General features: G+C 61.7%; 16 protein-coding genes. 9 read left to right on the top strand and 7 right to left on the bottom strand.

Annotated features, from left to right (window positions below; translation table 11 throughout):
• Positions 1-86 precede the first annotated feature (86 nt).
• The gene (locus QQL79_RS04635) at positions 87-530 is read left to right on the top strand and encodes an Rrf2 family transcriptional regulator (RefSeq protein ID WP_284388387.1); all 444 of its coding nucleotides are present in this window, start codon (positions 87-89) and stop codon (positions 528-530) included.
• Positions 531-533: 3 nt separating this feature from the next.
• Here QQL79_RS04635 and QQL79_RS04630 read toward each other — a convergent pair whose 3' ends face one another.
• The 4 genes from QQL79_RS04630 to QQL79_RS04615 form a co-directional block, all read right to left on the bottom strand.
• Complete coding sequence (locus QQL79_RS04630) at positions 534-947, bottom strand: DoxX family protein (protein ID WP_284388385.1); 414 nt, start codon at positions 945-947, stop codon at positions 534-536.
• A 110-nt stretch (positions 948-1,057) separates the two neighbouring features.
• Positions 1,058-1,783 carry a phosphotransferase gene (locus QQL79_RS04625; RefSeq protein ID WP_284388384.1) on the bottom strand — a complete coding sequence of 242 codons (726 nt, stop codon included), beginning with the start codon at positions 1,781-1,783 and terminating at the stop codon, positions 1,058-1,060.
• Between the two features lie 13 nt (positions 1,784-1,796).
• Complete coding sequence (locus QQL79_RS04620) at positions 1,797-2,093, bottom strand: DUF1905 domain-containing protein (protein WP_284388382.1); 297 nt, start codon at positions 2,091-2,093, stop codon at positions 1,797-1,799.
• A 57-nt stretch (positions 2,094-2,150) separates the two neighbouring features.
• On the bottom strand, positions 2,151-2,579 hold the full coding sequence (locus tag QQL79_RS04615; protein WP_284388380.1) for a flagellar assembly protein FliX: 429 nt from the start codon (positions 2,577-2,579) through the stop codon (positions 2,151-2,153).
• Between the two features lie 299 nt (positions 2,580-2,878).
• Between QQL79_RS04615 and QQL79_RS04610 the strand changes: the two genes are divergently transcribed.
• The 7 genes from QQL79_RS04610 (at position 2,879) to flaF (ending at position 7,945) form a co-directional block, all read left to right on the top strand.
• On the top strand, positions 2,879-3,937 hold the full coding sequence (locus QQL79_RS04610) for a flagellar basal body P-ring protein FlgI (RefSeq protein ID WP_284392816.1): 1,059 nt from the start codon (positions 2,879-2,881) through the stop codon (positions 3,935-3,937).
• Positions 3,937-4,263, top strand: a complete 327-nt coding sequence (locus tag QQL79_RS04605) for a rod-binding protein (protein ID WP_284388378.1) — start codon at positions 3,937-3,939, stop codon at positions 4,261-4,263. Before QQL79_RS04610 ends, QQL79_RS04605 begins: the two co-directional genes overlap by 1 nt.
• Positions 4,260-4,727 (top strand): hypothetical protein, encoded by a 468-nt coding sequence (locus QQL79_RS04600; protein WP_284388376.1) that lies wholly within the window; start codon positions 4,260-4,262, stop codon positions 4,725-4,727. The genes QQL79_RS04605 and QQL79_RS04600 overlap by 4 nt, the downstream gene beginning before the upstream one ends.
• 269 nt (positions 4,728-4,996) lie before the next feature.
• A complete protein-coding gene (locus QQL79_RS04595) occupies positions 4,997-5,338 on the top strand; it encodes a hypothetical protein (protein WP_284388373.1) in 342 nt (113 codons plus the stop codon).
• A 259-nt stretch (positions 5,339-5,597) separates the two neighbouring features.
• A complete protein-coding gene (locus QQL79_RS04590; protein ID WP_284388371.1) occupies positions 5,598-7,073 on the top strand; it encodes a flagellin N-terminal helical domain-containing protein in 1,476 nt (491 codons plus the stop codon).
• 127 nt (positions 7,074-7,200) lie between these two features.
• A complete protein-coding gene (gene flbT / locus QQL79_RS04585; protein ID WP_284388367.1) occupies positions 7,201-7,626 on the top strand; it encodes a flagellar biosynthesis repressor FlbT in 426 nt (141 codons plus the stop codon).
• On the top strand, positions 7,577-7,945 hold the full coding sequence (flaF, locus tag QQL79_RS04580) for a flagellar biosynthesis regulator FlaF (protein ID WP_284388365.1): 369 nt from the start codon (positions 7,577-7,579) through the stop codon (positions 7,943-7,945). Before flbT ends, flaF begins: the two co-directional genes overlap by 50 nt.
• A gap of 244 nt (positions 7,946-8,189) precedes the next feature.
• Here flaF and QQL79_RS04575 read toward each other — a convergent pair whose 3' ends face one another.
• From QQL79_RS04575 to QQL79_RS04565, 3 genes are all read right to left on the bottom strand, one after another.
• Positions 8,190-10,109 carry a hypothetical protein gene (locus tag QQL79_RS04575; protein WP_284388363.1) on the bottom strand — a complete coding sequence of 640 codons (1,920 nt, stop codon included), beginning with the start codon at positions 10,107-10,109 and terminating at the stop codon, positions 8,190-8,192.
• An 11-nt stretch (positions 10,110-10,120) separates the two neighbouring features.
• A complete protein-coding gene (gene flgK / locus QQL79_RS04570; protein WP_284388361.1) occupies positions 10,121-11,959 on the bottom strand; it encodes a flagellar hook-associated protein FlgK in 1,839 nt (612 codons plus the stop codon).
• Between the two features lie 70 nt (positions 11,960-12,029).
• Positions 12,030-13,793 carry a flagellar hook protein FlgE gene (locus QQL79_RS04565; RefSeq protein ID WP_284388359.1) on the bottom strand — a complete coding sequence of 588 codons (1,764 nt, stop codon included), beginning with the start codon at positions 13,791-13,793 and terminating at the stop codon, positions 12,030-12,032.
• 234 nt (positions 13,794-14,027) lie between these two features.
• On the opposite strand from QQL79_RS04565, the gene QQL79_RS04560 reads away from it, so the two are divergent.
• The gene (locus tag QQL79_RS04560; protein ID WP_284388357.1) at positions 14,028-14,894 is read left to right on the top strand and encodes an ATPase; all 867 of its coding nucleotides are present in this window, start codon (positions 14,028-14,030) and stop codon (positions 14,892-14,894) included.
• The last annotated feature ends 37 nt before the right edge of the window (positions 14,895-14,931 follow it).

Here is a 14,931-nt window from a genome sequence, read left to right as displayed (position 1 = left end):
GATTGGCATTGCCGATGGAAGCCATGTAACATCGTATGCACCGTGAGGTCGCGCCCACTCGTTTGCGACATGACTATGGAAGACCCATGCGCCAGGACAATCGCCTCTCCCGCGTTCTGCATGCCCTGCTCCATCTCCACCAGATGAAGGGGCCGGCCACTTCGGAACTGATCGCAGGCATGCTTCACACCAATGCCTCGGTGGTGAGGCGAACCATGGGCGGCCTGCGGGAGGCCGGCATTGTCAACGCCACCAAGGGGCATGGCGGCGGCTGGCAATTGGCCCGTCCACTGGCCGAGATCACGCTGCTGGAGATTTACGCGGCGCTCGGCTCGCCGACCCTGTTCGCCATCGGCATCGATGCGGAGGAAACGAGCTGCCTGCTGGCCCGGGCCGCCAACCAGGCAACGACAGAAGCGCTGGAGGCTTCCCGCCGCCAGTTCGAAGATGCGCTCAGGAATGTTTCGGTGCTCGATATCGCCGCCGGCTGGAATGCCGACATGGCGCACTGCGCACCGCGGGCGGGTTAGCGGTCAGCCCCCCGCTCTCCCTTCCCGCCACGGCACGGGCAAAAGCCCATCAAGGCTCCAGCGGCCCGGGCCGGCAAAGAAGATGTAGAGAAAGACGAAGCAGAACAGCACGGCGCCCGTGCCCATATTCGTGGCCGGGAAGAAGCTCTGCGGCGCATGGGCTATCCAATAGCCGACGGCCATCATCCCCGAAAGGATGAACGCGGCTGGCCGCGTCAGAAACCCGACGATCAACAGGGCGCCACCGAAGAATTCCAGAATGCCCGCCGTATAGGTCAGGCCATCCATGGGAATGTCGAACGGCGCTGGCGGAAAGCCGAACAGCTTCTGCATGCCGCTCTCGAAGAACAGCAATCCGGCAATGATGCGCAGGGCGGCAAGCGCCATAGGCGCGTAAAGGTTGAGTCTCTCGAACATGATGGTCTCCTCCGGCTGAATATCGGTAACGCTGTTCCTCCGACGAATGACGCGGGAGAATTTCGACATTTCAGGGGGACAATGCGGACGGGACCAGTTGCCGCCGGAAATCACAAATGCCGTTCGTCCGGAAAACCCGTCGGCAGCAATTGCTCGGTGACGTGCAGGGCAGTCCATGCGGCAGCCGAAGCCGCCCAGTCAGCCATTTCCTGCATGCCTCGGTGCCTTGCCCAACTCGCCAGCCTGGTTTGGCGCGCAAGCGCATAGGCGGCGATCTGCGGCGGTGAACAGGCCGGCAGCTCATAGCCCTCCGCAAAGAGGGTCAGGCGCCGGATTTGTTCGGCGCCGGTATAGTCATCGGCATTGCCCAGATCGAGCCAGGAAAAGGCGGAATAGCCCAGGTCCCAGAGGCGCAGTCCAGGCATGATCGTATCAAAGTCGATGAGGCCATAAGGCATTCCGTCCCGGAAAACGCCATTCGGCGGACCCCAATCGTTGTGGCACATCACCTCGGCGCCGCTTTGCAGCACAGCTGGAAAGTCTGCGGTTGCATCATGGAAGCGCCGGAGGAGACCGGCGGCCGACAAAAGCTGTCCATCGCTGAAATGACCTAGATCACGCGGCACATCCCCCGGAAGAAAGCTCAGAATTTCCCGGCTCTGCTCATCGACGCCGAGAAAACGCGGCACGCCGTCGAAGCCCTTGCGCTCAAGGTGCAGGAGCAGGTCATGGACCTGCCCGCGATCCCTCAGGATCGGCCGTCTGACGGTGTCGCCAAGCCGCACCACCCCGGCCGTAACGCGGCCGCCCTCAAGCGGAATTTCTGCGTCGTCCACTCCTGCCCCCACCTCAGCGCCGCGGTTGGATTGTCATGTCAATATCAATCGTATCGCCGACGGTGATCCCGTGCTTTCTCCTGACGGCCATTTTGATCGGCAAAAGATAGGTGTCGTCCTTGGGGAATAGCGAGGTGATAAAGCCAGCCCCGCCAATAACCACGTCGACCGGGATCATGCCCCAGCCATAGGTTACGTGCCTGGCCGCCTGCCGGATCGCGTCGACATGCTCGGCCGGGATGGGCGCGAAAACGAAGGGCGCCGGACCGCGCCAGTGAATGACCGTGGCCTGAAATTTGAGATGCAGCATGGCTCCCCCGTCCCTGCGGAGGCTAGCCTTTCCGGGCGGCCGTGGCTATCTGAGGGGCTAAGGAAAACGGCCCAGCTTGGCCAGCTCGACCCGGACGCGCAATTCGATGTCGTCCAACACGGCATCGAGGCCAGGCATGGAGCGCTCGCGGACCTCGCCCAGCAGGACCATCAGTTGATCCAGCTGATCCGCGCCGACACGGCCAACGAGCAGATCGGCCTTGATTGCATCGAGCATATCGAGAAGCGAGGCGCCCCGGCGCATGGCCCGCTTCTTTTTCGCGACCGCCGGGTCTTCCACGGCTTGTAGAGCCAGGATCGCGTCGATGCCAGCGGCTGCCGCCATGGGCGCAGCCCCGGCCACGCGAACCGCATTATCTTCGCCGGCAGGAACGAAGGCCATGCCCGAACCCGTACGGCCCGTGGCGGCACGGCCACTGACCCCATTGGTGCGAGTATTGGTTTCGATGCGCAAAGCCAGACTCAAATCAGTTCGATGCCTACCCCGGCAAAATCTGCCGCAAGGCGTTAACAAGAGATTAATCCACCCGGCAAGAATTGCTGGGTCACGGGATTTTGGCCACCAAAATGCCTGCCATCCGGGATTAAAATCCAGTTATATCAAAAGGTTGGATCAAAACTCCGAGCTTTGGCACGCTTTTCGCAATGTCATCGTCAAATGCCGCGCCATGGGGATGGAGCGGCCTGATGACGGGGATGACGATGCACATACTCTTGCGACGGCTTGCGGCAACTACGCTCAGCGCCGCCCTGCTGCTGGCCCCGATGGCCGATGCCTTTGCTGCGGCAGCCCGCATCAAGGACATTGTCGACATGGAGGGCATCCGCGAAAACCAGCTGGTCGGCTATGGCCTGGTGGTGGGCCTCAATGGCACCGGCGACCGGCTCAACAATTCCCCCTTCACCAAGCAATCGCTGCAATCCATGCTGGAGCGGCTGGGCGTCAACACAGCCGGCGAGAATGTGCGCACCGCCAATGTCGCGGCAGTCATGGTGACGGCAAACCTGCCGCCTTTCGGCACGCAGGGATCGCGCATCGACGTCTCGGTGGCCGCCCTGGGCGACGCCGATAGCCTGCAGGGCGGCACGCTGCTGGTAACGCCGCTGCTGGGCGCCGACGGCGAAGTCTATGCCATCGCCCAGGGGCCGGTGAACATCAACGGCTTCAAGGCCCAGGGCGATAGCGCCACCGTCATCTCGGGCGTGCCGACTACCGGCCGCATTTCCTCGGGTGCGGTGATCGAACGGGAAATCGACTTCCATCTCGGCTCGCAAACCTCGCTGCGGCTGGCCCTGCGCAACCCGGACCTGACGACCGCCCGGCGCATCGCGCTCTCGATCAACGACTTTATCGGGGTGCCCACGGCAACGCCGGAAGACCCGGCCACGGTGCGCGTCACCCTGCCCCGCGGCTTTAACGGCAATATCGTGGACCTGCTGACCGATATCGAGCAGCTGATGGTGGAGACCGATCAGCCGGCCAAGATCGTCATCGACGAAAATTCCGGCATCATCGTCATGGGCAAGGATGTGCGGGTCTCGAGCGTGGCGGTGGCCCAATCGAACCTGACGGTCACCATCGCCGAAAACCCAACCATCGTGCAGCCCGCCCCGTTCAGCAATGGCGTGACGGCCGTCGAGCCCAGTACGGACCTCGAGGTCTTCGCCTCGGACAAGGCGCTGGCGGTGGTCAATGAATCGGTGACGCTGCAGGAGTTGGTCGACGGGCTCAACGCCCTGGGCATCGCGCCGCGCGACCTGATTGCCATCCTGCAAGCCATCAAGGCCACCGGCGCCCTGCAGGCCGAGATCGAGGTGCTGTGATGATCGATACCATCCCGCAACCCGGCTCGACCCTGAGCGCCAGCCAGATCGCCAAGGTGCGCCAGCAGGCCGAGGAATTCGAAGGCGTGTTCCTCAACACACTCACCAAGACCATGTTCGAAAGCGTCAAGAATGAGAACGGCTTCGGCGGCGGATTTGGTGAAGAGACCTGGCGCTCCATGCAATCGGAGCAGCTCGCCGCCGCCATGGCGCAGAATGGCGGGCTGGGCATTGCCGACCAGCTCATGGGCGACCTGCTGAGCCTGCAGGAAGCTGCCAATAACCAGAACAATCTCGTATTTTCCAAGGGAGCCTATCGCTCATGACCGCCGCAGCCCGCCTCGCCGCCCTCGACAGCCTGCCGGCCGACGATCTCTGCCAGATGGCCGAAGTCGCCCTGGCCGCCCTGGTCGATGTCATGAACCAGGAAACCGTGCTGCTGCGCACCGGCCATATCCGCCAGGCCAGCGCGCTGACACCGGACAAGACACGACTGGCACAGGACTATGTGGGCTTTGCCCGCGCCATACAGCGCCAAACCGAGCGCCTGCAAAAGGAGGCTCCCCAGGCCATCGAGCGGCTGCGTGCCGGCCACGAAAGCCTTGCCACCCAGATGGCGGAGAATTTGCGCGTATTGGCCACCGCCCGCACCGTGACCGAAGACCTGCTGACCGACGTGGCGCAGATCGTGGGCCAGCAGAACAAGGCCAAGACCTATGGCCGCGCCGGCGCGGTAGCGGTCGACCCGGCGAGTTCGGCACGGGGGATTGCGGTGAATCGGTCGCTTTAGGGGCCGGGCAATCTATGGGTGGGTGAGAGTCCTTCCCATCCACGATCGTTCCCTCGGGCTTGACCCGAGGGCCTCTCTCAATACGGCGCAAGCGGCGAGAGACCCTCGGGTCAAGCCCGAGGGGAGCGACGGTGGTTGGGGGTATTAGTGAGCCCTCACCCTGCCCTTCCCCGTTACACTTTGATTCAAACCCCGCCTAAACCGGTAAGTACGCCACAATTTGTTCGTGCCTAGGCTGCCCGTGCATTCGTGCATGCAAGGACAGCGTCATGGTCACCGCAATCGCACCCGAGCCGATCAGTGCGGGGCATACCAATGTCAGCGACTACCGCCATCGCCCGGCAACCGGCGAGCGCGCCATGCTGCCGCAAAGCGCACCGGCCATGCCCAGGAATGCCAAGACCGGCGAAGACCGGGCGGCTCGCGACGAGCGCTCCCGCGACAATGAGCCGGAAACCCCGTCGCGCGATTCTTCGGCCATTTTTGCCGCCGCCGTGATCGCCGGCGCCCTGCCGCCCCGGCCGCAGACATTGAGCGAATTGTTCCAGCGCATCGGCTCGGCGACCATCCCGCCGGAATCGCAGGCCCGCCTCAAGGACCTGACCGCCTGAGCGGCCACGGCCATGCCCTCGCCACAAAACCCTTGAAGAAAGCGACGTCTCCGGATTCGGCGCCACTGGCGCGCGATGCCGGAACGGCCATCGCCGATCACATCTTCACACGCGGTTAACCTGGCTGGATCATCGTATCTTTCCAGTGCAAGTGCGGCAGCAAATTAACGATTCTTTATGCCGTCCAGTGCAAGCTCCACGCTGTCTCAGAATGAGGCGTCAAAAGTAACGACAAGTCTCCTAGAAAGGGAACTTCACTATGGCTGATATCAATCTTTCCAAAGCCGTCCGCTCCAACCTCACCTCGCTGCAGAATACGGCGACGTTGATGGCCAAGACCCAGGACCGTCTGTCGACGGGCAACAAGGTCAACTCGGCGCTGGACAACCCCACCAATTTCTTCACCGCAGCGTCGCTCAACAGCCGCGCCGGCGATCTGAACAACTTGATGGACTCGATGGCTAACGGCATCAAGACCATCGAAGCTGCGAATAACGGCCTGACCTCGATCACCAAGACCCTGGAATCGATGCAGTCCACCCTGCGCCAGGCGCGTCAGGATAAGAGCTTCCAGACTGCTTCCTTGACGCTCGCTGACAACCTCACCAGCACCCAGAACATCAGCTTCTCGGGCGGCTCGATCGGCAGCACGCCGGTTGACATCGCCCTGGGCACCGCAGCTGTTGCGGGCACCCCGGCTGTCGCTTCCACGGTGACGGGCGCTGGCGGTGCGGCTCTGACGGCCGGTACGGCTGGCGATGTTGTGGTGACTGTTGGTACCACCAACTACAACGTCACCCTCGCGGACGGCGACGACGCGACCGCCATCGCAGGCAAGATCAACACCGCCGTTGGCTCGACCGTAGCGGCCGACGACGGTAGCGGCGAACTGGTCCTGACCAATGCTGCCGGTACCGGAATCAGCATTGCCGACGCCGCTGGCAATACCAATGGCACGACTGCCGCCGCTCTGGGTACACCGGTTACCGTTGCGGGCTCCGCAGCTGTCGCTGGCACGCCTGCCGCTGCCAAGACCACCGATCAGCTGGTCAATGAGATCAACAACAACACCGATCTCAAGGGCAAGATCCGCGCTTCCAACGACAACGGCAAGCTGCGCATCGAGAACCTTTCGACCCAGGAACTGAACCTTGGCGGCGTATCTGCCAATGGTACTGTCGATGGTACTTCCAGCGGCGCCAACAAAATCACTGGTAACTCTGTTCGCGCTGATCTCGCCGATCAGTTCAACGAACTGCGCGACCAGCTCGACAAGCTGTCGGACGATGCTTCGTTCAACGGTATCAACCTGCTGCGTGGCGACAAGCTGAAGATCACCTTCAACGAAACCGGCACCTCCTCGATCGATATCCAGACCAAGGGCGAAAAGGCCGTCAATTCGAGCAACCTGGCAATCTCCACCACTCTGGAAGCCAAGGATCTCGACAGCGACGCCGGCATCGACACCTTCCTTGACCAGGTCAAGGGCGCGCTGAACTCGGTTCGTTCGCAGTCTTCGTCCTTCGGCTCGAACCTGTCGATCGTGCAGAACCGTCAGGACTTCACCAAGTCCATGATCAACACGCTCGAAACCGGTGCTGGCAACCTGACCCTGGCCGACATGAACCAGGAAGCTGCCAACATGATGGCTCTGCAGACCCGTCAGTCGCTGGCTTCCTCGACCCTGTCGATGGCCAACCAGGCCGACCAGAGCATCCTGCAGCTGCTGCGTTAATCGCATCAGGCACAGATTGATTAAGGCGGGCTTTCGGGCCCGCCTTTTTCTTTGCCGCCTTCGGACTAGAAAGCGCCGCAAATGACGTTAGTGTGAGCGCCGAAACGAACTTCTGAAGGAGAATGCCTTGGCGCTAAAGGTCGAACTCAAGCCCGGCGAAAAACTGCTGGTGGGCCAATGCATCATCACCAATTCCGAGCAGCGGTCGCGCCTCTTCATCGACGGCAAGGCGCCCATTCTGCGTGAAAAGGACATCCTGACCACCGATACCGCCGATACCCCCGCCAAGCGTATCTACCTGGCCGTGCAGCTGATGTATATCCAGGAAGACATCGACACGCTGCGCGAGGAATATTTCTCGCTGATCAACGATTTCGTGACCGCGGCCCCGTCCACCATTTCAATTGCTGACCGTATCAATAACGCCATCTTAACTGGCGAATTGTATAAAGCTCTCAAGACAGCCAAAGAGCTGATTCAGTACGAACAGGACCTGTTTGAGCATGCAGCAATACGGCGCGGCAGCCTATCAGTCGACGGCGAAGACGGTTGAATCCCCGCGTGAACGTGAAGCTGCCCTGCTGATCAAATCAGCTGCGACGCTGCAGTCCGTGCGCGACAACTGGCCTCCCGATAGTGAGGTGCTCAAGGGCGCGTTGACCTTCAACCGCAAGCTCTGGACCATTTTCATGACCTCGGTGACGCGCGAGGACAATGCCCTGCCCGCAGTGGTACGCCAGAACATTGCCAATCTGGGCATCTATATCCTCAACGAGACCCGCGAAATCCTGCTCGATCCTGTGGCACCGAACCGGCTCGATACCCTGATCAACATCAACCGCCAGCTGGCCCAGGGTTTACGGGCAAACTGACGCTATGTTGGTGAAGAACAAAAAGGCCCCGCATTGCGGGGCTTTTTTGGTTTTGGGGAGTTCTTCCGCTGCGGAGGAGGAATACCGAATTCCCGACCACCTCAATCGCCTCCCTCGGGCCTGACCCAAGGGGCTTTCTCAACCCGGCGCAAGCGGAGAGCGGCCCTCGGGTCAGGCCTGAGGGAAGCGATTGTGGGTAGGATAGGCGGCGGACGCGTAATCCGCCCCCAAGCCCGCCCTGCCCTTAGCGCATGAAGTTGACCAGGCTCAGCTGGCTGACCATCGAGGTGGCCTGGTAGCTGGCCTGCAAACGGGTCTGGAGGGCCAGTATCTCCATGGTCACGTCTTCCTTGCTCACCGTTTCGACATCGCTCAGCAGGTTTTCCAGCTGGGTTTTGTAGTTGGTGTGGCGCGTACTGGTATTGTTGAGCGCGGCCCGCGCAATGCCCAGTTCCATGGTGAGGATTTCAACCGAACCCCGCTCGGAATTGTGCGATTCCGACAAGGCCGATTGCTGGCGCTCCGCCATGGCGTCGAACCGCCCCATCGAAGTCGGATCGCTATCGGGATAGGTCTCCACGGACATGGCCGCCATGGTTCGCATCAGGGCCAGCGGTCCTGATTCGTTGGCCTGCATACCATAGCTGACGCGGGTCGAATCATCGATCTGGGACGTCACGCTCTGGCGTGGATTGCCCTCGGCCGCCATGGCTGCGTCGGTCACGACGATATTGAGAGCCTTGGAGAAATTGGCGGCGGTTGCATCGGCATCGGCGCCGATGCTGAACTGGCCCGGCCCGGCCTTGCCGGTAACGGCGGTGAGCGCCACGGTGCGCGTGGTGCCGTTGGGCTCGGTCAGAGTAATGTTGACGGTCTCGCCGGCAGCGGGAACGCCAGTAAACTGGACGCTGGCCGCGCTGGGATCGGCAGCGGTATAGCCGGTGGTGATATTGGCCGTGGACGCCGAAACGCCGCTGATCTGGAAGCCATGCGCGGCCGAGACAGGCTGCTTCTCGCCCAGCGTGACATTTGCCCCGCTGGTGCCGATCTCGAGGCGTCCCAGGCCCTCCGTCGCGACGGCAGGGCTCTGGCCGGTATACCACATGACGGTATCGGCCTCGGTGGCGACCCGCAGGCTGGTGGCTGGATTGCCGCTATTCAGATCGACCCGGAGCACGGGCTCGCCCGCGCCGTTGAAGAAGTTCTGCGAGGCGGCGAAGGTCGAGGCGCCGGCAAGAGTGGTGCTGCCGACCTCGAGCAGCTTGGTATCCAGCGCCGTCTTGAAATTGGCGGCAGTGGCCTCGGCGTCCGCGCCAATGACGAATTCATTGACCCCGGCCGGCGCATTTTCCGCCGAGATCGCCTTCATGGTGATCTGCGTCTCGGTGCCGTCAGGCAGGGTGAAACCCATGGTTATGGTGTGGCCCGGCGCGATCTGCTCGGCAGGCGCGGGGGCGAAGGTCACCCCGACCTGATTGCCCAGGGGCGCCGTGCCGGGCGCCGGCTGGGTAACGGTAACAGCGCTGCTGGTGCTCGAAATCGTCGAAACCTTCATCCCGAAGGGATGGACGCCATCTTCGGCCAGATTGACGCTGGTGGTGCCGGCGGTATGGGAGGACTGCAAGCGTCCACGCCCATCGGTACCGGCATCGGCGGCCTTGCGCTCGGTGACCACGGTATTGAAACCGGCTTTGCCACCCTGCCCGTTGAGCAGCACATTGGTATCGGGCACCGGAGCCTTGTCGGTGTTCGACCCGCCGAACAGATAGCGCCCGGCCACATCGGAATTGAGCATGGTGACCAGCTCGTCCAGCCGCGCCTTGGAGAGGCCGGGAAGCGTCGCCATGTTGATATTGTTCGTGCCGTATTGACCGGGCGTAGCCGATTGGCGCGCCTCGCCCTCCATGGCGTCCATGCGCGTCATGGTTTTGTCGAGGAAGCTGAGCCGCAGATTGACTGTATCGATATTGGCCGAGAAAGCGTCGATCTTGGCGAGGCGCGAGCGCACCGACAGCGACATGGGCAGATCGTTGCCCATTTCGGCCAGAGTCGAGGCCTTCATGCCCGTGCCCAGCTGCATTTGCAGCGTGGCGAAGCGATCCTGCATGCGCGAGATGACGGAGAAGCCGCTCTGCAGGGGATACATGGATTTGTTGACGATCATCCTTGTGCTCCTCAAGTCGACGCGAACAGGGCGTCAAGCAATTCCTTGACCACCGAGACGATACGGGCATTGGCCGCGTAGGCGTTCTGCAACTCCATCAGGCGCGACATTTCCTCGTCGGTATTGACGCCATATTCGGACTGCATCTGATCGACGATGGTATCGAGCGTCAGCTGGCGGTCATCGGCCTTGGTCAGCGCGGCATTGATGCTGGAGCCCTGGAAATTGAGCGTCTGGCCGATCACCTCGCCCAATGTGCCGCTCAGCTGGAAGCGGCCCGAATTTTCGGCCGGATTACCCCCCGACACGAATTTCATGTTGTTGAGCTGGGAGATGACGTAATTGGCGCGGTCGGCATCGCCCAATGTGCCGCCGACTTCATGCTGCACCATCAGGCGATTGTCGGCCAGGATGGCGCTGTTGATCGAGATGCGGGCGGCAAAGCCCTGCTTTTGCGGCGGATTGCCATTGAGATTGTTGGTGAAGGATGCATCACCCTGGTCGACGAAGAGGTTGAAGGCAAGACCATCGCCCTGCACACCTGACGCCGTGGTGCGCACGGAAGCCGACTTGACCTCGGTCGCCCCGCCCACGCCACCATCGAGAATGCGTAGATTGCCCGCGCCCGTACTGGTGACGGTCAGCGTCGGCAGCTTGCTGCCCAGCATATTCGCCGCCGCCGTCGGATCGCCGGACAGGTTAATGCTGATCACCCGCTGCCCGGTGGCATCGACATAGTCCTTGCCATCGGTGCTATTGACCACGCGAACGCGTTTCTCAACGCCATTCTCGGTATAGGTCAACAGCATGTCGTTGCCCGGCTGCATATTGGCCAGGTCGAGATCGAAACCCGACGCGCCCCAGGCGGAGGCGGCCGTACCGGGCGTGTTCTTGGTTGAGAAGGCCTGGGCGAGGCCCGCGGCGATCTCGTCCAGCTGCTCCTGCGCCTCGACCAGCGTCTTGTCGCGCAGAGTGACCAGGCCAGCCAGTTCCCCGCCCTGCAACACACCCTGGGCCACAAGGTCCAGCGTCAAACCGGACGGCGTGGTGAGAATCAGCTTGCCGACCGAACTCTGGCTGGCATCGACGTTGAATTGCGAATTGGGCGAGAGATTGCCGGCGCTTTCGAAGGAGAATTGCGAAACGCCATTATCGAGCAGGCCCACGCCCGATCGCGTCATCAGCGCAACGGTGCCATTGGGGCGATAATCGGCCTTGACGTCGATGAGCTCGGCAACCCCGGAAACCAGCCGATCGCGCTGGTCCTGCAACGAGGCCCGGGCGGAATCGGTCATACCCAGGTCGAGCAGGCGGTTATTCACCTCGGCCAGCGAGTTGAGCATGCCATTGAGATTGTTGACGTGGCTGGCAATCTGCCCCTCGGTCTCCTGGCGCATGCCCTGAATGGAGTTGGAGAGACGATTGAGGGTCTCGGCCATGGTCTGGGCCGAGGCAACGGCCTGCGCCCGGGCAGCATAGTCGTCCGGGCTGGTCGAAATCCCCTGCAGGTTCTTTTGCAGGTCGGCAAAAATGGTATCGAGCGAACCGGCGGCGCCAGGCTTGCCGAGATACCCCTGCAACTGATCGAGATAATTGGCCTGCACGCCCGAATTGGCAGCGTCGCTGACCTGGCGCGTGTAATAGGTCTGCAGGCTCGTGTTGAAAGCGCGCGTGACACCCGCCGTGCGGGCATAGCTGCTGTTCTGCGAGTTGTAGTCAATGACATTAAGCGACTGCCGGTGGTAGCCCGGCGTGCCCGCATTGGCCACATTGCGGCTGAGGACGGACAGCGCATCCTGATTGGTCCGCAGACCGGACACCGCATTGTTCAGAGACGTCGTCAAACCCATGGCTCGGGCTCCTCACGCAAGAACAGGGCCCGCGGCCGGACGCCGCGAACCCAAACCATCACAGGTCCGGCTAGCGGACCATATTGAGCGCTTCCTGCAGCATCTCATCGGCCGTGCTGACGATGCGCGTGCCGGCCGCGTAGGCCTGCTGGGTCACGATCAGCTTGGTGAATTCGTCTGAGATGTCGGTGTTGGATGCCTCGATCGAACCGCCGATAATGCCGGTGCCGGACATGTCCAGAATGGCCTCACCCGATTCCGAAGTCGCCTCGAACACGCCACCATCCAGGCGCTTCAGCGAATTGATGGCGTTGAAATTGGCCGTCACCACCTGCGCCATGTCGATGCGCTCGCCATTGGAATAGGTGGCAACCACCCGGCCATTGTCATTGATCGCCACCGAAACGAATTCGCCCGCGCCATAGCCGTTCTGGTTGAGCGTGGACACGTTTGCCGTGCCGTTCACATCGGCAAATTGCGACAGGCCATTGGTATCGTAGCGCAGCTCGACATCGCCCACGGCCACGCCATTGATATTGAGGCCGGTCAGCGTGGTGGCCCCGCCGGTGGGCGCGGCAAGCGAACCATTGGCGGCGAACTGGAAGTTTTCGTTGACCCGCGTCCACTGCGCTTCTGCACCGGCCGCATTGCTGTTGGACATGTAATAAAGATGCCAGGTGTCGGTGCCCGGCGGCGTGCTGGTGGAGCTATCGACCTTGGCCCAGCGCATCTGCACGTTCGCCGGGGCGCCATTCTGGGCATAGACCGTGATGGCGCCACCCGAGATGGAATTGGTGAGGAACTGGGCGTTCTGGTTGGCCGAGATCGTCGGCACCGGCGTACCCTGCGGCACCGAACTGACCGGCGCGGTCTGGTCAAAAGAGAGCCCGAGGCCGGCGCTGGCCGATGCCGTCATGGCGTGACCGGAATTGGTAGGCATGGAGATCGCCAATTCACCATCGCCGTTAAGACCCACCGTTGAGCCAGCGGCATTCGGGCGGCCCTGCATGTGGGTCTGCACTTCCGCCAAAATCTGAGCCACCGTCTTGCCATCGGTGTCGATGTACATGTTGGAGGCATTATTGGCGGGCGGGGCGCCAGCGGCCGCGGAGTAGAAATTGTAGTTGAAGGCTGTGCCGGAGACGCTGATGGTCAGCGATTCACCCACCAGATCGGCAGTAGCGGTTGGGAAGTCCGTGGTCGAGGTTGCCGTGGCCGGCGTGAAGGTCGCGCCCAGATAGTCCCCTGCCCGCAGCAGCTCGCTATTGGGAATGGAGGCCTTGTAGGCATCGGTCTTGGGCATCTGCGGCAGGTTGGCCTGATAATTGATGCGGCTCGTCTGCTGGGCCGGCAGGAACGCATTGGAGAGCTTGATCACCTCAGGCACGGAGCCAGAAATATTGCCGGTGCCTGGATCGATCGGCAGGCCCTTGAGATAATAGCCAGCGCCATTGACCAGCAGACCATCCTTATCGATCTGGAAGTCGCCGCGGCGGGTATAGAAATTGGTGCCGGCAAATACCGGATTACCGTCCGACTGCCCGACCTTGGGCTCGACAACGAAGAAGCCGTTGGAATTGAGTGCGATGAAGGTCTCGTTGGCGACCGTCTTGATATCGCCCTGCACATCATTGGTGCCGCGCGACTGGGCCAGCACGGCGCCGGGTACCTGGCGCTTGATGGGGGCGTCGGGGATCAGATCCAGGAAGTCGGTTTCGATGCGCTTGTAGCCGGTGGTCTGCGAGTTGGCGATATTGCCCGAAATGTTCTCCAGCGCATGCGCTTGCGCCCGCAGACCGGTAACCGCACTGGACAGAGCCCCATAGATGCCCATCAAAATACTCCTGAAACTGCTCGCGCCTGTTGCGCTTGTTCAGGCAAAGAAAAGCAAGGAGAGTGCCAACTCACCGGGTCATTGATTTCAAAGGGAAAATTCGCCATCCCGGCCGAAATTGCGGCGAAAACCCGGCAGAAGAGTCCGGGCGTACCGGCAGAAATTGCCGCGCGCTTGTCTGATGGCGGCAAGTGCATTAATGCACGGGGACACCGCGCCGGGATTACCACCGCAATGCTGTTCAAATCCGCCGACGAATTCGTAAAGGCAGAGCGCCGCACCGTGACGGTGTTCGGCATGGCTGGCGTCGGCAAGACGCGGCTGAGCAATATGCTACGCGCGTCGCGCTGGTTCCACTATTCGGCCGATTACCGCATCGGCACGCGCTATATGGGCGAATATATCGTCGACAATTTCAAGCGCGAAGCCATGAAGGTACCCTTCCTGGCCAATCTGCTGCGCTCGGATTCGATCTATATCTCGTCCAATATCACCTTCGACAATCTCGATCCGCTGTCGAGCTATCTCGGCACGCCCGGCAACCCGGACAAGGGTGGCCTGCCGCTGGCCGAATATCAGCGCCGCCAGGAGCAGCACCGGGTGGCAGAGATCGCCGCATTGCAGGATGTGCCCCATTTCATCGAGCGGGCCAAGGAACTCTATGGCTATGACAACTTCATCGCCGATACGGGCGGCTCGCTGATCGAAGTCATCGACCCGGCCAACCCGGAAGACCCTGTTATCAAGACGCTGGCGGCCTCGACTGCCCTGCTCTACATTCGCGGCACCGACAAGGATGCCGCCGAGCTGGTGCGGCGGTTCAGGAAAAGCCCCAAGCCCATGTATTACCACCCGCCCTTCCTCGTCGAGAAATGGGCAGAGTACAAGGCGCTCAACAAAATTGCCGAGGATTGCGACGTCGACCCGGCCGGGTTCGGCGCCTGGGGGTTCGAAGCGCTGCTGCATGACCGCTTGCCCCGCTACCAGATGCTGGCGGACAATTTCGGTTATGTGGTTGAAGCGTCCGACCTGGCAATCGTGCGCGATGGCGACGAATTCGTCGACCTCATGGCGTCAGCAATCGAAAAGCGAATGCGTTAGCGCGTCCTCCTATTGGAGGCGCGCCGGCCTGAATCGC

Source organism: Devosia yakushimensis (assembly GCF_030159855.1).
Lineage (GTDB): Bacteria > Pseudomonadota > Alphaproteobacteria > Rhizobiales > Devosiaceae > Devosia > Devosia yakushimensis.
Note: the sequence above shows the minus strand (reverse complement) of the source record. Positions and strands in the feature narration are given on the sequence as shown.